This is a genomic window from Mesorhizobium sp. M7A.F.Ca.CA.001.10.2.1 (genome assembly GCF_003998575.1).
GTDB lineage: Bacteria > Pseudomonadota > Alphaproteobacteria > Rhizobiales > Rhizobiaceae > Mesorhizobium.
In genome coordinates, this window is record NZ_RZQY01000052.1 from 1 (window position 1) to 17,523 (window position 17,523).

Annotated in this window: 19 protein-coding genes; 15 read left to right on the forward strand and 4 right to left on the reverse strand. The window is 63.4% G+C overall.

Translation table 11 applies throughout. The features are described 5' to 3' along the window. Positions 1-239: LysR family transcriptional regulator (locus EN964_RS05690; protein WP_127276234.1), on the reverse strand; the 239-nt coding region annotated here is incomplete at its 3' end. Positions 240-341: 102 nt separating this feature from the next. Between EN964_RS05690 and EN964_RS05695 the strand changes: the two genes are divergently transcribed. The 3 genes from EN964_RS05695 to EN964_RS05705 all read left to right on the forward strand — a co-directional run bounded on the left by EN964_RS05695 (position 342) and on the right by EN964_RS05705 (position 2,921). Continuing rightward, positions 342-1,331 carry a zinc-dependent alcohol dehydrogenase family protein gene (locus EN964_RS05695; RefSeq protein ID WP_127270119.1) on the forward strand — a complete coding sequence of 330 codons (990 nt, stop codon included), beginning with the start codon at positions 342-344 and terminating at the stop codon, positions 1,329-1,331. 233 nt (positions 1,332-1,564) lie between these two features. Further along, entirely contained in the window at positions 1,565-1,867 is a 303-nt protein-coding gene (locus EN964_RS05700) for a zf-TFIIB domain-containing protein (RefSeq protein ID WP_127270121.1), read from the forward strand. A 67-nt stretch (positions 1,868-1,934) separates the two neighbouring features. Next, the gene (locus tag EN964_RS05705; RefSeq protein ID WP_127270123.1) at positions 1,935-2,921 is read left to right on the forward strand and encodes a Tim44 domain-containing protein; all 987 of its coding nucleotides are present in this window, start codon (positions 1,935-1,937) and stop codon (positions 2,919-2,921) included. A gap of 41 nt (positions 2,922-2,962) precedes the next feature. On the opposite strand, the gene EN964_RS05710 is transcribed toward EN964_RS05705, so the two are convergent. Continuing rightward, the gene (locus tag EN964_RS05710) at positions 2,963-4,060 is read right to left on the reverse strand and encodes a lactonase family protein (RefSeq protein ID WP_127270125.1); all 1,098 of its coding nucleotides are present in this window, start codon (positions 4,058-4,060) and stop codon (positions 2,963-2,965) included. Positions 4,061-4,259: 199 nt separating this feature from the next. On the opposite strand from EN964_RS05710, the gene EN964_RS05715 reads away from it, so the two are divergent. From EN964_RS05715 to EN964_RS05750, 8 genes are all read left to right on the forward strand, one after another. After that, positions 4,260-4,811, forward strand: a complete 552-nt coding sequence (locus EN964_RS05715) for a MaoC family dehydratase (protein WP_127270127.1) — start codon at positions 4,260-4,262, stop codon at positions 4,809-4,811. A 2-nt stretch (positions 4,812-4,813) separates the two neighbouring features. Then, positions 4,814-5,974: a CaiB/BaiF CoA-transferase family protein gene (locus tag EN964_RS05720; protein ID WP_127255131.1), complete on the forward strand. Its 1,161-nt coding sequence runs from the start codon at positions 4,814-4,816 to the stop codon at positions 5,972-5,974. Next, a complete protein-coding gene (locus tag EN964_RS05725; protein WP_127270129.1) occupies positions 5,971-7,140 on the forward strand; it encodes an extracellular solute-binding protein in 1,170 nt (389 codons plus the stop codon). Before EN964_RS05720 ends, EN964_RS05725 begins: the two co-directional genes overlap by 4 nt. Before the next feature lie 26 nt (positions 7,141-7,166). Beyond that, positions 7,167-8,354, forward strand: coding sequence for an ABC transporter substrate-binding protein (locus tag EN964_RS05730; protein ID WP_127267484.1), 1,188 nt, complete (start codon positions 7,167-7,169; stop codon positions 8,352-8,354). A gap of 71 nt (positions 8,355-8,425) precedes the next feature. Beyond that, complete coding sequence (locus EN964_RS05735; RefSeq protein ID WP_127267483.1) at positions 8,426-9,163, forward strand: ATP-binding cassette domain-containing protein; 738 nt, start codon at positions 8,426-8,428, stop codon at positions 9,161-9,163. After that, on the forward strand, positions 9,156-9,914 hold the full coding sequence (locus EN964_RS05740) for an ATP-binding cassette domain-containing protein (protein WP_127267482.1): 759 nt from the start codon (positions 9,156-9,158) through the stop codon (positions 9,912-9,914). The genes EN964_RS05735 and EN964_RS05740 overlap by 8 nt, the downstream gene beginning before the upstream one ends. Continuing rightward, a complete protein-coding gene (locus EN964_RS05745; protein ID WP_127267481.1) occupies positions 9,911-10,861 on the forward strand; it encodes an ABC transporter permease in 951 nt (316 codons plus the stop codon). The genes EN964_RS05740 and EN964_RS05745 overlap by 4 nt, the downstream gene beginning before the upstream one ends. A gap of 1 nt (position 10,862) precedes the next feature. Further along, entirely contained in the window at positions 10,863-11,834 is a 972-nt protein-coding gene (locus EN964_RS05750; RefSeq protein WP_127267480.1) for an ABC transporter permease, read from the forward strand. 9 nt (positions 11,835-11,843) lie between these two features. On the opposite strand, the gene EN964_RS05755 is transcribed toward EN964_RS05750, so the two are convergent. Then, entirely contained in the window at positions 11,844-12,683 is an 840-nt protein-coding gene (locus tag EN964_RS05755) for an amidohydrolase (RefSeq protein ID WP_127267479.1), read from the reverse strand. Between the two features lie 63 nt (positions 12,684-12,746). Continuing rightward, positions 12,747-13,532, reverse strand: a complete 786-nt coding sequence (locus EN964_RS05760; protein WP_127267478.1) for an IclR family transcriptional regulator — start codon at positions 13,530-13,532, stop codon at positions 12,747-12,749. Positions 13,533-13,701: 169 nt separating this feature from the next. On the opposite strand from EN964_RS05760, the gene EN964_RS05765 reads away from it, so the two are divergent. From EN964_RS05765 to EN964_RS05780, 4 genes are all read left to right on the forward strand, one after another. After that, the gene (locus tag EN964_RS05765; protein WP_127267477.1) at positions 13,702-15,021 is read left to right on the forward strand and encodes a sugar ABC transporter substrate-binding protein; all 1,320 of its coding nucleotides are present in this window, start codon (positions 13,702-13,704) and stop codon (positions 15,019-15,021) included. A 134-nt stretch (positions 15,022-15,155) separates the two neighbouring features. After that, positions 15,156-16,052, forward strand: coding sequence for a carbohydrate ABC transporter permease (locus tag EN964_RS05770; protein ID WP_023808865.1), 897 nt, complete (start codon positions 15,156-15,158; stop codon positions 16,050-16,052). Between the two features lie 2 nt (positions 16,053-16,054). After that, positions 16,055-16,921, forward strand: coding sequence for a carbohydrate ABC transporter permease (locus EN964_RS05775; protein WP_127267476.1), 867 nt, complete (start codon positions 16,055-16,057; stop codon positions 16,919-16,921). A 4-nt stretch (positions 16,922-16,925) separates the two neighbouring features. Then, positions 16,926-17,523: ABC transporter ATP-binding protein (locus EN964_RS05780; protein WP_127276236.1), on the forward strand; the 598-nt coding region annotated here is incomplete at its 3' end.

Sequence of the window (17,523 nt, forward strand, 5' to 3'; positions counted from 1 at the left end):
TCTGCGGCGTCGGCCTCGGCCAGCACCACCCGACAGCGTTCATAGTAAGCGCGGCCGAAATCGGTCAGGTTCTGCCGGCGTGTGGTCCGGTTGAGCAGGCGAACGCCAAGCCGTTCTTCGAGAGACCGGACATGCTTGCCAACCATCGGTCCCGAGACGTCCAGGGCGACCGCTGCTGCCGCGAACGAGCCGAGATCGACGGCCTTGACGAACACAGCCATGCTTTCGAGCCGATCCATATTCGGAACTCCTGGTTTCTACTGTTCTTCTCGTGCAGCCATTTATCCCTGGGCAGCCTAGCTGCATAGCTCATTCGGTCCAGTTGATTTGGAGTATCCCGAATGACACGTGTGGTTCGCTTTCACCAGCATGGCGGCCCTGAGGTTCTGCGCATCGAGGATGCCGAGCTTCCCCCACCGGGCCCGGGCGAAGTTCAAATCCGCGTCAAGGCGCTCGGCCTCAACCGCGCCGACGCGCTGCTGCGCGCGGGTTCCTATATCGAGACGCCGAAGCTGCCCTCGGGGCTTGGTCTCGAAGCGGCGGGTGTCATCGAGGCTATAGGCGACGGCGTGAAGGAATTCGCGCCGGGCGACGGCGTCAGTGCCATCCCGCCGCAATCGATGATCCGCTGGCCGGCCTATGGCGAGCTTGCCACTTATCCCGCGGAACTTATCGTCAAGCACCCGCCGTCGCTCGACTGGCAAACGGCAGCGGCGGTCTGGATGCAGTACCTCACCGCCTATGGCGCGCTGATCGATATCGCTGGGCTGCACAGCGGAGACCACGTGGTGATCACCGCGGCGTCGAGTAGTGTCGGGCTTGCCGCGGTCCAGATCGCCAACAGTGTGGGCGCGACGACGATTGCGGTGACGCGAACATCGGCGAAGATGCGGGCGCTGCTCGAGGCCGGTGCGGCCGAAGTCGTGGCCTCGACGGAGGAAGATCTGGCGGCGCGGTTGAACCAGATCGCCGGGCCGCGAGGCGTGCGCGTCGTGTTCGATGCGGTCGGCGGCCCGATCTTCGAGCCGCTGACGGCGGCCATGTCGCATAGCGGCATCCTCATCGAATATGGCGGACTGAGCCACGCGCCGACACCGTTTCCGCTATTCGCCGTGCTGGCTAAGACACTGACGCTGCGCGGCTACCTCGTCCACGAGATCACCGGCAACCCGGCGAAACTGGAGGCCGCCAAGGCTTTCATCCTCGCAGGACTCGAGACCGGGACTCTAAAGCCGATCATCGATAGGACCTTCGCGTTCGACCAAATCGTCGAGGCACATCGCCACCTGGAGTCGAACGAGCAGTTCGGCAAGATCGTGGTGACGATCTGAAATCGTGGTGACGATTTGAAATCGTGGTCACGGTCTGAGCGAGATGGCGAACAAATCACTCTTGCGGGCAATATCGCCCCTTGAAGGCGCGGCGCTGCATTCCTAATTGTCCCCTGCGGGCCGGGCCCCTCTGACTGTCGCTTTTGGCGACTGTGATGTCGGACCGCTGTAACGGGCCCGTTTTCATCCTTTTCGGTCGAGCGGGTTCCTTCTTTTTTGGTTTGGAGCGCCGTATGACATCTCCTTCTCTCCTTGGTATGACTTGCCCCTCCTGCCGCGTTGCGCTCGTGATGAGCGAACGCCAGGGTATCGAAATCGACTACTGTCCGCAGTGCCGCGGCGTCTGGCTTGATCGGGGAGAACTCGACAAGATCATCGAGCGTTCCGGCAGGGAAGCGGCGCCCGCGCCGCAGCCACAGCCGGCAGCGTTCTCCCAGCCGCAACACGGCCAGGGCCGCGACGACGATTATTCCCGCTCCCACGGCCACCGCTATCCGAAGCGGAAGAAATCATTTTTCGAAGAGTTGTTCGATTGACCGTATAACGCCGGCACCCGGCGACGGCTGAAATTTCCGAAACCGCAGAGACAAAGGTTCATCTCCGATGACTTCCCGTACAAGCCGATTTGCAGCCCTCTTTGCAGGACTGTTCCTGGCGTTTTCGATGGTCGCGATAGACCATGCCGAGGCGCGCCGCGGCGGCAGTTTCGGCAGTCGTGGCATGCGCACGTTCCAATCGGCACCGCCGACCAGGACCGCGCCGGCCCCGACCGCTCCGGTCGAGCGTTCGATGACGCCCAACACCGGTGTGAACAACGCGGCCCGGCAGCCACAGGCCGGCCCGCAGAGGCCCGGCTTCATGAGCGGCTTCGGGGGAACGATGATGCGGGGCCTGCTGCTCGGCGGCCTGATCGGCCTGCTCGTCGGCCAAGGCTTCGGCGGCCTGGCCGGAATGTTCGGTTTCCTGCTTCAGGCCCTGCTCATCGGTGGCGCGATCATGCTGGCTATCCGCTTCTTCCGCTCGCAATCGGCGCGTGGTCCTGCGCCAGCGCTCGCCGGTGTCGGCAATGCCCAGGCTTCGAGATTTGAGAACCGCGCAACGGCAGGGCAGCAGACTGCAGGCTCCTTCACAATTCCCGGCTTTGGCGGTGGTTCGGGCGGAAGCTCTCCGGCCATCGGTTCTGATGAGATCACGCTGGCTCAGACCGACCTCGACGCATTCCAGCAGCTGTTGACCGATGTCCAGGAAGCATTCGGGCGCGAAGACCATGCCGCGCTGCGCCGGGCTGTTACCCCCGAAATGGTATCCTATCTGTCGGAAGAGCTGGCCGACAATGCCCAGAAAGGTCTCAGGAACGAGGTAACGGACATCACGTTGCTGCAGGCCGACGTCGCTGAAAGCTGGCGTGAGGATGACCGCGACTACGCCACGGCCGCATTGCGCTACGAGTCTCGTGACGTGACGCGCGAACGGGCCAGCGGCAAGGTCGTCGCGGGCGACGATGATCATCCGACAGAGACGACCGAGCTGTGGACATTCGTGCGTGAGAATGGCTCGAACTGGAAGCTCTCGGCAATACAACAGGCTTGAGCCCAGGGCGATTTTGTCCAAGGCTTCACAGTTGTCGGCGTTCAGCGCACGATCTTGACGCACATCGGCGTGCCGATCTCGATGGCGCGCCCGGTGTCGCTGAGTATGCCGGTCTCGGCGTCGCGAGCGAAGATCGAGATGCGGTCGGCGTTCTGGTTGGCGGAAAACAGATGGCCGCCTGACGGCGTCAGCGCCAGATTGCGCGGCGTCGCGCCACCACAAGAGATATAGCCGACGAGGCTCAGCGAACCCGTCTGCTGGTCGACCGCCATGATGACGACGCTGTCATGGCCACGGTTGGAGCCGTAGACAAAACGGCCATCCGGCGAGATCTGGATGTCGGCGCAATGGTTGCTGTCGCGCGCCTCGGCCGGCACCGCGGGCTTCGCGTCGATGAGCGTGAGCTTGCCCGAGGCTTCGTCCAGCGCCATCGCCACGATGGTCGAATCCAGCTCGTTCATAACGAAGACGAAGCGTCCGTTCGGATGCAGTGCGAGGTGGCGTGGACCGGCGCCGGATGGCAAAGCGGATTCGGTTAGCTTGGCCAGATTGCCGTCGTGCCCGATCCGGTAGGACACCAGCCGGTCGATGCCGAGGTCGGCGACGATGGCTGTTCCCCCGCCGATGGTTTCGGTGACGCTGTGGGCGTGCGAGCGCTCCTGCCGTGCCGCATTCGGGCCGCTGCCGGAATGCGAGACGCTGGCCAGCGGGGCCGACAAGGCACCACTCTCCTCTAAGCCATAGACCGCCACCGCGCGATCCGGACCGCCCTCGCCCATGCCGTAATTGGCGACCAGCAGTTTTGTCCCGTCGCGGGTGATGGTGTTGTGGGCGGTGATGCTGCCCAGCGATGGCTGCTTGTTCAGATAGGTGAGCGCGCCCGAGGCACGATCGAAGCTGTAGGCGGAGACAGTTCCCTCGCGCCAGGTGAAGACTTCCGAATTGGCGTAGACGTGTGAACCGTCCGGCGTCACCGAGAAGAAGGTTGGATTGTCGACGTCATCGGCTTCAGCCAGTTTTCGGGTTTCCAGCGTTTCCTCGTCAAAGCTGTAGACGCCGAGACCGACGCCCCGAGCGCCCTGAAAATACGGCGCCTCGCGATTCAGGCTGCCGACAAAGACCAGACAATCCTTGCGCATGATTTTCCTCCCTGCCCGCCTGCGCTTCGGCGCGCGGGAGCAGCCAAAATTTCGCCTGTTCACGCTTGCAACGCAACCCCATATGTGAAAATACTATTTACAAAAGAAGATTGACGGGAGGAGACGTCTTGCATTCAGGCGCCTTGATGCGTGTTCAAATGGTTGCGCGGTCCCTTCGGCAGGACTGGCGGATTCGGTCATGAACGATTTCGCATCCACCGTCGGTGTCGCCTCGACGCATCCCAAGAACATGCCGGCGGATCATGCCGCGCTGCCGGTATGGAACGCCGAAAACTGGTTCTATGAGGATTGGCCGGTCGGGCAGAAGATCCGCTCGTTGCGACGGACCATGGCCGAAGGCGACAGCCATTTGTTCAACACGCTGGTGCTCGACATCCACCCCTATGTGCAGGACCAGATGTTTGCCGAGAGCGAAGGCATTTTCGGCAAGCGGCTGATCGCCGGCGCCTTCGTCTTCTCGGCTGGCCTGGGACTGGTCGCCACCAACTGCGTCAACGCCTTTTCCTATGGCTACGACAAGCTCCGCTTCATAAAACCCGTCTTCATTGGCGACACGATCTATTCGATCCGCTCCAATCTCGACAAGAAGCCCCGCTACCAGGAGATGGGGCTGATCCGCGCCAGCTACGAGGTGTTCAAGGGCGAAGGCGAGCTGGTTCTCTATTGCGAGCATCTGCAGACGGTGAAGTACCGCAACCCGGCCGACTTCGTCGGCAAGACGGAGAAATAACGATGCCGGCAGCAGCCGAATTGCCGCTCGCCGGTCTCGTCGTCGTCGACATGAGCCAGTTCCTGTCCGGGCCTTATTGCTCGCTGAGGCTGCTCGATCTCGGCGCGCGCGTCATCAAGATCGAGCGCCCGGATGGCGGCGACCTGTCGCGCCGGCTCTATCTCAGCGACACCGAGATCGGCGGCGATTCCACCATCTTCCATGCCATCAACCGGGCCAAGGAAAGTCTTGCCATCGACCTCAAGAACGAGGCCGACCTCGAGGCGCTGCGCGGCCTTCTGGCCAAGGCCGACGTGCTGATCCAGAATTTCCGGCCGGGCGTCATCGAACGGCTCGGCCTGGACTACGAGGCGGTCCGCAAGATCAATCCACGCCTGGTCTATGCCTCGATCAGCGGCTATGGTGAGGACGGCCCGTGGGTCAAACGCCCGGGCCAGGATCTCCTGGCGCAGGCGCGTTCCGGCGTGATGTGGTTGAACGGCGACGAGGACCAGGGGCCGGTGCCATTCGGCCTCGCCATCGGCGACATGCTGGCCGGTGCGGCCTGTGCGCAGGGCATTCTGGCCGCACTGGTGCGGCGCGGTATCACCGGTCAGGGCAGCCACATCGAAACCAGCCTGCTGGAAGCGCTTGTCGATTTCCAGTTCGAGGTGCTGACCACGCATCTCAATGACGGCCGCCGGCTGCCCAGGCGCTCCAGTTTCCGCAGTGCGCATGCCTATCTGTCGGCGCCTTACGGTGTCTATCCGGCCAAGGACGGCTACCTCGCCATCGCCATGACGCCGATCCCCAAGCTGGCCGATCTCTTGTCGCTCAGCGAACTCGCACCCTATCGCGACAAGCCGGCATCCTGGTTCACCGCGCGCGACGACATCAAGGCGATCATCGCGCAGCGGATCGCGACCAAGACCATCGATGAGTGGCTTGATATCCTCGAGCCGGCCGACATCTGGTGCGCCAAAGTGCTGACCTGGCCGGAGATGCTGGCGAGCGAAGGGTTCCAGTCGCTCGACATGCTGCAGACTGTGACGCGCGAGGACGATGTCTCGATCCTCACCACCAGTTCGCCGCTCCGGGTCGATGGCATAAGGGCCAAGGTCGATCGGGCGGCGCCCCGCATCGGCGAGCACAGTGCCGCCATCCGCGCGGAGTTCGGCCTGTGAGCGTGCCCATCCTCAAGGGCATGACCTGGAGCCATCCGCGTGGCTACGATCCGATGGTCGCCTGCTCGTCGCTATGGCAGCAGAAGACCGGCGTCGTGATCGAATGGGACAAGCGCTCGCTTCAGGACTTCGAATCCTTTCCGGTCGAGGAACTGGCGCGCGCCTATGATCTCATCGTCATCGACCATCCGCATGTCGGCCAGATCACGGCCGAAGGCTGCCTGGAGCCGCTGGATGTCGCCGGACGCGAGGCGGAACGCACGGCCCTTGCGTCGGGCAGCGTCGGCCAGTCCTATCCGAGCTACAACTGGCAAGGACGGCAATGGGCTTTCCCGATCGATGCGGCAACCCAAGTCCAGGCATGGCGGCCGGATGCGATCAGTGCGCCACCGGCGCGCTGGAGCGAGGTGCTCGATCTCGCCCGTCAAGACCGCGTGCTGCTGCCGTTGCGGCCGCCTCACGTGTTGATGGTTTTCTACACGCTTGCCGGCAATCTCGGGCATTCCTGCACGACCGATTCATCCGACGATCTGATCGATGTGGAGATCGGTAGCCAAGTCTTCGAGGCAATGCGCGAGATCACAGCGCTGGTCGATCCCGCGTGTTTCGAGATGGACCCGATTGCCGTCTCCGAACGTATGGCGGAGGCCAGTTCCAGGTTCGTTTGCGCGCCACTGATCTATGGCTACGTGTCCTATGCGACGGATGGCTTTCGAGCGAACCGGCTGGCCTTTGCCGATGTTCCGGTCATCGGTTCCGGCGGCCCGGTCGGTTCGGCGCTTGGCGGCACCGGCATAGCGGTTTCAGCCTTTTCCAGAGCCAGGGATGCCGCGATCGACTTCGCCTATTGGGTCGCGAGCGGCGATGTTCAGCGCGGCCCCTATGCCGCCGCCGGGGGCCAGCCCGGCCATGCAGCGGCCTGGGAAGATCAAGCCGTCAATGAAGCGACCGGCGACTTCTATCGGGATACGCGAGCGACGCTGGAGGGCGCATGGGTGCGGCCGCGCCATGACGGCTACATGGCGTTCCAGCAGGCGGCTTCCGAACGCATCCTTTCCGGCATGACCTCCCGGCATCAAGCCCGACAGGTCGTTGCCGATCTCAATCGCCTGTTTCGGGAGAGTTCCCCGGCGCAGGTGTCCGGCGCTGCCGGTGGAGGAGCCTGAACCAAACCGAACGGAGGAGAACAAGAATGACAGGAATGATCCGCGGCCTGCTGGCCGCAACGGCGCTTGCCTCGCTTGCAACGACCGCCTTTGCACAGGATGTGCAAGGCGTCATCGGTGGACTGCCGACCGAACTCAAGGCGCAGTATGACGGCGCGCCCCAGAAGGTGCTGCCCTCGGCCTGGGACAATTTCACCGCGCCGCCCAAGCCGTGGAAATGGTGCCACTCGGAATCATATCAGGGCAATCCGTGGCGGGTCACGGTGACCAAGGAACTGAAGCGCCTTGTCGACGGGCTAATCGCCGACGGCACCGTCTCCAGCTTCGAGGTGTCGGACTCCAACAATGACGCCAGCCAGCAGATCAACCAGATCCGCGCCTTCATCGACAAGAAGTGCTCGATCATCACCTCGATCCCGGGTTCGGCGACGGCGCTTGACGACGCCATCGACGCTGCCGCCAAGGCCGGCATTCCGTTCATCACGGCGGCCGGCTCGGTGACCAGCCCGAACGCGATCAATGTCGATTCCAACTATGCGCGCTGGGGCTATGACATGATGGCGGCGATCGGCAAGGCGCAGCCGGACGGCCCCAGAATCCTTCTGGTCGAAGGCATCGCGGGACACCCGATCGTCGTGCAGGAGCGCCAGGGCGCGGACAAGGCGCTGGCCGAAAATCCGAAGCTGAAGATCTCGCGCAACGTCAACGGCAACTGGACGGCCAACGTCACCAAGACAGTGGTGCTGCAGGCGATCGCCACCAACCCGGCGCCGATCGATGCGGTGTGGACGACAGGCAGCGAGAGCCGTGTCGTTGCCGAAGCCTTCGCGGAAGCCGGCCGGCCGGCGCCATTGATCACCGGCTCGATCACCGGCGATGCGCTGGGCTACTGGAAGGCCAACCCCGACAAGTACCGCTTCGAAGGCCATGCGGTTCTGCCGCACTGGACCGCGCAAACGCTGTTCCGCGTCGGCGAGCGCATGCTCGACGGACAGAAGCCGAAGCTGAACACGCTGCTGATCCCGATCCCACCTGTCCACACCGCCGATCTCGGTGCCTGGTACAAGGACTGCATGACGACCGATGCCGTGTCGATCTTCCCGATCCCGCCGAAAGATCCGATGCCGGAGGAATGGCTCGACGCCTATTTCTCGAACCCGGCGCCGACCAAGGGCTGGGATTATTCGAAGGTCCCCGACGCCTGCGCAAAATAACGCTGCGCGAACCAGTCTCTCAACAGGCCGGCTCCTTTCGCGGAGCCGGCCTGCCAGCATCGAATTGTGACATGCTTGAAATCAAAACCATATCCAAACGCTATGGCGAGACGATCGCGCTCGCGGACGCATCGATCGCGTTCCGGGCGGGGACCATCCACACCATTCTGGGCGAGAACGGTTCGGGCAAGAGCACCATGGTCAAGCTGTTGTCCGGCATCGTCCAGCCGGACAGCGGTGTGATCCTGCTGCACGGCAAGCCATTCCCTGGCGCCAATCCATCGGCCTTCCAGGCGCAAGGCTTCGCCACGGTATTCCAGGAGGTGCTGATCGCGCCGGACCGCAGCGTAACCGACAACATCCTGCTCGGCCTCGACGGACTGGTCCGACGTGCCGTTCCCCGCCATGAGCGCCGTGACCGGGCGGAAGCCGCGCTGAAGCGCTTCGCGGTCACCGACGTCCCCCTCGACAAGCCAGCCGGCCTGCTGCCGCTTGCCGCGCAGCAATTGGTCGTTCTCGCCCGCGCGATCGTGCGCAACCCAAAGATCCTGATCCTCGACGAGGTCACCGCCGCGCTCGACTTCGCCGACCGCGAATCGGTTTTTTCGTTGATGCGTGCGCTTGCCGGCGAAGGCTGCCTGATCCTGTTCATCACCCACCGCATGGATGAGGTGATGTCGCTTTCGGACCGCATCTCGATCCTGCGGGGCGGCAGCGTCGTGCGCACCGAAGAGCGCGGCGCTTCCACGCCGGCGGAACTTCTCAAGGCGATGGCGCCACGTACCGCTGCGGAATTGGCGCATGGCTGATCGCACTGCTCTCGATTTTGGTGGTCTTGCCGTTCGCGAACTCGTCATCGCGCCCGGCGCCAGCCCGATCACGCAGGCCATCGCTCCGGGTGAGATCGTCGGGCTTGCCGGTCTCGATGGTCATGGCCAGGAGCTGTTCCTCAAGATGCTTGCCGGCCTGGAACCGTCCCATGGCGGCTCGATCGAACTCGGTTCATCAGATGCCTCCCGAAAGATTACCGGGTTTCGCAAGGCTGTCGCCAGCGGCATCGCCTATTTGCCGCGCGACCGACGCGCCAACGGCATTTTCCCGACACAGTCGGTGCTCGACAATTTCGCCGTCTCGACCTTGTCGCGCGACACGCGGCTCGGGCTAATCAGCCCGTCGGCACGCAAGGCGCGCTACGACCTCTATCGCGAAAAACTCTCGATAGTGGCGCCCCGGCCCGATGCGCCGATCACCACTCTTTCGGGCGGCAACCAGCAGAAGGTGCTGTTGGCGCGTGCCTTGGCGCTGGAGCCCGCGATCCTGCTCCTCAACGATCCGACGCGTGGCGTCGACGTGGCGACGCGGCATGTGCTCTACGACGTGTTTCGCGGGCTGGCGTCCGACGGCATGGGGCTCGTCATCCTATCCAGCGAAATCGAGGAGATTCTTCTCCTGTGCCAGCGCGTGCTGGTGTTCCGTGAGAACGAAGTCGCGGCCGAGATCTCTGGCGACGCGCTCACCACCGACAGCGTGATATCAGCCATGTTCGGACGTGCGGCATGAACCCTGTTGCGCGCCTCCTGTCCCTTGGGCGAAATTTCGGCTTCGCGGTCGTGCTGCTGGTCGTGCTGCTTGCGGTCAATCTCATCCTCAGCCCGGGGCGGTTCCAGCCGGGTTCCTGGGGGGCGCTGGTCGGATTGGCCGCGCCCTTGATCGGCGCGGCCATTGCGTCCACGCCTGTCATCCTCGCCGGGCGTGGCGGAATCGACATCTCGGTCGGGCCATTGATGGGCTTCGTCAACGCTTTGACGATCCAGGTGCTGTTCCTCGGCACCGGCATCTCATCGCCCCTGGTGCTCGTTCCGGCGGCGTTGCTCGTCGGCGCGCTGGTCGGTGCTGCGAACGGCTTTCTCGCGACAATCGTGCGCATCCAGCCGATCGTCGCCACGCTCGGCACCTATCTGATCCTGGCCGGCGTCACGCTGACGATCCTGCCGGCGCCGATCGGCCCGGCGCCGGCTTGGCTCAAGGCCTTGTCCGGCCCGCTCTCGATGCTTCCGCTGGCACTGATGTTCATCGCTTGGTGGCTGGTGCGGCGCACGCCTTACTACGACCAGTTGATGGCGGTCGGCAGCGACGATCGGGCCGCCTACACCGCCGGCGTCGATGTCACGCGCGTGCGCTTCATCGCCTATGTCATGACCGGCATCCTGGGCGGCTGCGCCGGGCTGATGCTGACCGCGCTGATCGGCTCCGCCGACCCTAACATCGGGCCGACCTACACGCTGATCGCCATCGCCGCCGTAGCGCTCGGCGGCGTCAGCCTGGCCGGCGGGCGTGGCGGCGTCGCCGGTGCAGCCATTGGCGCCATCGACATCTTCCTGCTGCAAAGCGTGCTGACGACGTTCAACGTCTCGACCTTCGTGCTGCAGATCGCCTACGGCGCGATCCTGGTGCTGGCCGTGATGCTGACAGCGCTGCAGGAACGTCTTGCCATGGGGAGACGCTGACATGGTTTTGCGCCAAAACCTCTTCGCCACAACCAACGCCCGCGTCGTCGGCGCCTTCTGCGTCGCCGCCCTTCTGCATCTCGCCGGCACGGTCCTCATTCCTGGCTATTCGGCGCCGTTTGCGATACGCGCCATGCTGGTGCTCGCTTCGCTGCTTGCCGTCGCCTCGATCGGCCAGACGCTGGTCGTCATCATGGGCGGCATCGATCTGTCGATCCCGTTCGTCATCGGCTTTGCCAATGTCGTGGCGGCGCAGCTCTATGGCGACGGCTGGAATTTTGTTGTGGTCTGCGGCCTTGTCGGTGCGCTGGCGCTCATCATCGGCGGGCTGAACGGGCTGATCTCGCGCAGTCTCGACATCCAGCCGCTGATCGTCACGCTCGGCATCGGCATGGTCGTGCAAGGGCTGGTGCTGCTGTGGACAGCCGGCTTCCCATCGGGCTCCGCGCCGCAAGCGGTTTCCAGCTTCGTGTCGATCGGCGGATCGGCCGGACCGCTGCCGGTGCCGTGGCTGGTGCCGAGCCTGGTCGTGCTGGCCGCACTCGTCGTGCTGGTGCTGGAGCGAACGCCCTATGGCCGCCGGCTCTACGCGCTGGGCAGCAATCCGGGCGCGGCGCCACTGGCGCTGATTGACCCGGTTCGCATGTGGGTCATCACCTATGCGGCAAGCGCTTTCTTCGCCGCCGTGGCAGGGGTGCTGCTGCTCGGCTTCACCGGTTCGGCCTATGGCGATGTCGGCCAGCCCTATCTGTTCCAGACCATCGCGGCGGTCGTCGTAGGAGGCGCAGCACTTGTCGGCGGCCGGGGAAGCTATCTCGGCACGATCGCCGGCGTGCTGGTGCTGACCGAGATCAACACGCTGCTGATCGGCCTCGGCTTCCAGCCCGCAGCGGTGCAGGCCGCGCTCGGCTTCGTCATCGTGCTGCTGGTTTCGCTCTATGGCCGCGAACGGCACGTCTCGACAACCATCTGAAAGGACCAATCAGTCGAGCCGCCACAGCTTGCGGGCATTCCCGGACAACAGCCTGTCGCGCTCGGCAATGCTGCAGCCCGAGAGCAATGCATGGGTCGCCGCCACCCAGGTCGACAGGCCGCCGCCTAGCGTGCAGACCGGCCAGTCGCTGCCCCAGACGACGCGGTCCCAGCCGAATGAATAGACGGTGTGCTCGACGTATGGCCGCAGCGTCTCGACCGTCCAGTTGCCCGGATCGGCATAGGCGACGACACCGGAAATCTTGGCTACCACATTCTGGCGCCGGGCGATGTCGCTCATATGCTCGCGCCATGGATGTTCGCTCTTGCCTTTGATGTCGGGGACGCCGCAATGGTCGAGGATGAACGTCACATCTGGTGCCAGATCGGCCAGCGCGATCGCCTTGGGGATCTGGTGCGGCAGCACGACGAGATCGAAGGTCAGACCGGTGCCGCCAAGCCGCTTTATGCTGTCGCGAAACACCGCACCTTCCGAGAGCTCGTCGGGCACGACATGGAGGACGCGGCGAAAGCCCTTTACGAACGGGTTTGCCCGCTGCCGTTCGAGATAGGCCGCGAAATCCCCTTCCTCAGGACGGCAGGACGCGATAACCCCGGCCAGCATGCTGCCTGGCTGCCGTGACAGTTCTTCCACACGAGCGGTCTCGGCTTCGATGTCGGCCGCATCGACATCGACCTCCATATGCAGCACGCGCTCGACGCCGACACGCTGCGCCTCCGTCGCGTAGTCTTCATAAGAGAAATCGCGGTTGAGCGCCGGCACGCCGGCGAGCCAGGGATAGCGCAGGGCCGAGCGATCGATGAGGTGAAGATGGGTATCTATGATCATGGTGAGGCTCCTCCTCTGGCTTTCAAAGCATCTCACAGGGGAATTCTTCATTCAAATAAGAATTCACGCCGATGAGCCGACTGCTGATCCAGCGAGGTGCGACAGCTTTTCACACGTTGCCAGCAACAGTTCGATCGTCCTGGTGATGTCGGGCGCGGAAGGCGCGTTGACCACCGTGATGTAGGGAATCGACAACGCGGCGATCGCCTTGCCGTCGGAACTGCGGACCGGGGCCGACAGGTTGAAGACGCCGGCTGTCTGCATCGAGGCCATCATCTCGTAGCCACGGTCGCGGATTTGGTCGAGACGGGTGAAGAACTCGGTCGATTGCGCCGTCTTGTCGGTGCTGCGGACGTGTTCGGAAATCATCATCTGGCGCTCTTCCGGTGAGCGGAAGGCGAGCAGCACATGCCCCGACCCAGTGTCGAACAGGCTGATGTGCGAGCCGACCCGGATCGAGATGCCCCAGTAGTTCGGTGCTTCTTGCTGGCCGATGACGACGGCAGAACCGCGATCAAAAACAACGAGTTGGTTGGCCTGCTGCGATGTCTCGGCAAGTTCACGCATCAGCGGCGTCGCATAGGAGACCAGCCGCCGTACCGGCGCGTGCAACTGTGCCAGACCGAACAGTTTGAGCGTTAGCGAATAGCGGTCGCCATCGAGGCGCGTGACGTAGCCGCGCCGCACCAGCCGGTCGAGCATGCGATAGAATTCGTTGGGACTGCGGTCGAGTTTCTTGGCGATTTCGGCCTGGGTCAGGCCGCCGTCGACGCCCGCCAGCAGTTCAAGGATATCGAGCCCCTTGTCGAGCGCCGGCGCGCGATAGCGCTCGTCTTCGCTGTCGTCCATGGGCTCATCCTCCAGTGAATTTCACCCTTCATATACGCAGGAACGTGCGCGGCGGAAACAAATTTCGCCTTGACGTGTCTATGAATGTTTTGTTTGTATATGAATGTAGCACTTCTTGTCATCAGACGAGTTGCGGTCGCCGCGGAGGCGGCGCCAAGGGAGGATACCAATGAACAGACTGCTGTCCGGCGTGTGCGCCGGTGCATTGTTGCTCGCGTCAGGTGCGGGCGCTGCCCTTGCCGGCGACCTGCCCGGCAAGTTCGAAGGCGTGACCGTCGACGTGAAGCTGATCGGCGGCCAGCAATATGAAAAGCTCTACGAGCGCATTCCCGAATGGGAGAAGGCGACCGGCGCCAAGGTCAACATCCTGACCAAGAAGAACGGCTTCGATATCGACAAGGAGCTCAAGTCCGACATCGCCTCCGGCAGCACCAACTGGTGCGTCGGCTGGAACCATTCGTCCTTCGCGCCGCAATATACGGGCCTTTACACCGACCTCAGCAAATTGCTGCCCAAGGAAGAGATCGACGCTTTCGTGCCGTCGACGATCACGTCCGCAACCATCGACGGCAAGCTGGAGATGCTGCCGCGTGCGCAGTTCGACGTTTCGGCGCTCTACTACCAGAAGAGCCTGTACGAGAACGCCGACAACAAGACCAAGTTCAAGGCGAAATACGGCTATGATCTGGTGCCGCCGGACACCTGGAAGGAAGTGACCGACCAAGCCCAGTTCTTCGCCAACCCACCCAATTTCTACGGCACGCAGTTCGCCGGCAAAGAAGAGGCGATCAACGGCCGCTTCTACGAGATGGTTGTCGCTGAAGGCGGCGAGTATCTCGACAAGGATGGCAAGCCGGTCTTCAATTCCGACGCCGGCATCCGGGCGCTCGACTGGTTCGTCAACCTCTACAAGGCCAAGGCCGTACCGGCCGGCACGACCAACTACCTCTGGGACGATCTCGGCCAGGGCTTTGCGTCCGGCACCGTCGCTATCAACCTCGACTGGCCGGGCTGGGCCGGTTTCTTCAACGACCCGAAGTCGTCGAAGGTCGCCGGCAATGTCGGCGTCAAGGTCGCGCCGAAGGGCTCGTCCGGCAAGCGCACCGGCTGGTCCGGTTTCCATGGCTTCTCGGTGACCGAGAACTGCCCCAACAAGGAGGCCGCGGCTTCCCTGGTGTGGTGGCTGACCAACGAAGACAGCCAGAAGCTCGAGGCCGCCGCCGGGCCGCTGCCGACCCGTACCGCAGTGTGGGACTGGGTTTTAAAGCAGGCCGAAAACGATCCTTACAAGAAGGAGGTTCTTACCGCCTTCCAGGAAGAGGCCAAGCACGCGTTTGCCGTGCCGCAGACGCCTGAATGGATCGAGATCTCGAACGCCGTCTATCCCGAGTTGCAGGCGGCGATCCTCGGCGACAAGACCTCCAAGCAGGCACTGGACGATGCAGCCGCCAAGGCGACGCAAATCCTCCAGGACGCCGGCAAGCTCTAGAAACGGGCTCCCAGGGCTGCCTCCCCCACCAGAAATGGGGGAGGCGATCGCGTTTTCGCGGCCAGCGGTTTGCGCTAACCCATCGCCCCCGGCCCACGCACCGCCGTCCAAATGCAAACACCTCAAGGATTCTGATGAAGGGCTTCAAGCCATCCGCGCCATTCCTGCTGCTGCTTCCGGCCATGATCGTGCTGGCGGCGGTTGTCGTTGTGCCGTTGCTGTTGTCCCTTTACTCCAGCTTCACGCCGTTCCGCCTGACGCGGCCCGAAACGTTCTACGTCTTCATCGGCATCCGGAACTATCTTTCGATCCTGTCCAACACCGATTTCTGGTGGGCGTTCGGCCGCACGGTGCTGCTGCTGACCATCGCGCTCAATCTCGAAATGCTGCTCGGCCTTGGGCTTGCCATGCTGGTCGAGAAAGCGACACGCGGCCAGCGCATCCTGCGCACGCTGATGATGTTTCCGATGATGTTCTCGCCGATCCTCGTCGGCTTCCAGTTCAAGTTCATGTTCAACGACAATATCGGCCTGGTGAACAATGCGCTGCAGTCGCTCGGCATTACGCAAGACGCCATTCCGTGGCTGATCGAGGGCCATCTCGCCTTCATCGCCATTTCGATCGCCGAGATCTGGTCGTCGACGGCGATCTTCGCCATCCTGATCCTCGCCGGCCTACTCGCCATGCCCAAGGAGCCGATCGAGGCGGCGCGTGTCGACGGCTGCACGCCGTGGCAGACATTCCGCTATGTGACGTGGCCGTTCGTCATGCCTTTCGCCTACATAGCCATGACTATCCGTTCGCTCGACGTGGCGCGCGCCTACGACATCGTCAAGATCATGACCGATGGCGGACCGGCGGGCCGCACCGAACTGCTATGGACTCTGGTGGCCCGCACCGCCTACAGCGACGGGCGCATGGGCATGGCCAACGCCATGGCCTATTTCTCGATCCTGCTGTCGATCGCCTTCACCGTCTACTTCTTCAACAAGCTCGCCGCGGCGCGCACGCAGATTGGTGCGGAGTGGTGAAGATGGACGAGAATTCTTCCGCCCGCCTGAAGCGCCGGCTGCTGGGCATCGTCTATCGCATTGGCCTGTTCCTGGCGATGCTGACGATCTGCCTGCCGGGCCTGTGGATCGTCCTCTCGTCGCTGCGGCCGGCGGTCGAGATCATGGCCAAGCCGCCGGTCTGGATCCCGCAGGAGATTTCGTTCGACGCCTACGTCGCCATGTTCAGCGGTATCGGCAAAGGCGGCATTCCAGTGATCGAATATTTCCGCAACTCGTTGATCATCTCGGTGACCTCGACGGTCATTGCAGTGGCCATCGGCATGGCCGGCGGCTATGCGTTCGCGCGCTACCGCTTCCGCGGCAAATCGAGCGTCTTCCTCGGGCTGATGCTGACGCGCACCGTGCCGGGCATTGCGCTCTCGCTGCCGCTGTTTTTCCTCTATGTGCGGCTTGGCATCATCGACACCCATTTCGGGCTTATCCTTGCCTATGTCGCGCTCAACGTGCCGTTCACGATCTGGCTGATCGACGGCTTCTTCCGTCAGGTGCCCAAGGACCTCGCGGAGGCCGCGCAGATCGATGGCTGCACGCGCTGGCAGGCGTTCTGGCAGGTCGAGTTCCCGCTTGCCGGGCCGGGCATCGCGTCGGCCGCGATCTTCGCCTTCCTGACCTGCTGGAATGAGTTCGCTCTGGCCTCGCAGCTGACCCGTTCGGTGAGCGCCAAGACGCTGCCGGTCGGCCTGCTCGATTACACGGCCGAGTTCACCATCGATTGGCGCGGCATGTGCGCGCTGGCCGTGGTGATGATCATCCCGGCGCTCACCCTCACCTACGTCGTCCAGAAACACCTTGTCGGCGGCCTGACCTCCGGCGCGGTGAAAGGCTGATACCATGGCAACCGTTACCCTCACCAAGCTGACCAAGCGCTACGGCGCTGTCGGGATCGTGCACGGCATCGATCTCGACATCGCCGACCGCGAATTCATCGCGCTGGTCGGCCCCTCCGGCTGCGGCAAGTCGACGACGCTGCGGATGATCGCCGGGCTGGAAGAGATCAGCGCCGGCTCGATAGAGATTGGCGGGCGCATCGTCAACGACCTGCCGCCACGCTCGCGCAACATTTCGATGGTGTTCCAGTCCTACGCGCTCTATCCGCACATGACGGTGCGCGAAAATCTCGGCTTCTCTCTGAAGATCGCAGGTGCCGCCAAGGAAGACATGGAGCGCCGTGTCGCCGAAGCCTCGGCCATCCTCGGCCTCGACACGTTGCTCGATCGCCGCCCCTCACAACTGTCCGGCGGTCAGCGCCAGCGCGTCGCCATGGGCCGCGCCATCGTGCGCGATCCTGACGTCTTCCTGTTCGACGAGCCGCTTTCGAATCTCGACGCCAAATTGCGCACGCAGATGCGCACCGAGATCAAGAAGCTGCATGCCAAGGTGCAGTCGACGGTGATCTACGTCACCCACGACCAGGTCGAAGCAATGACGC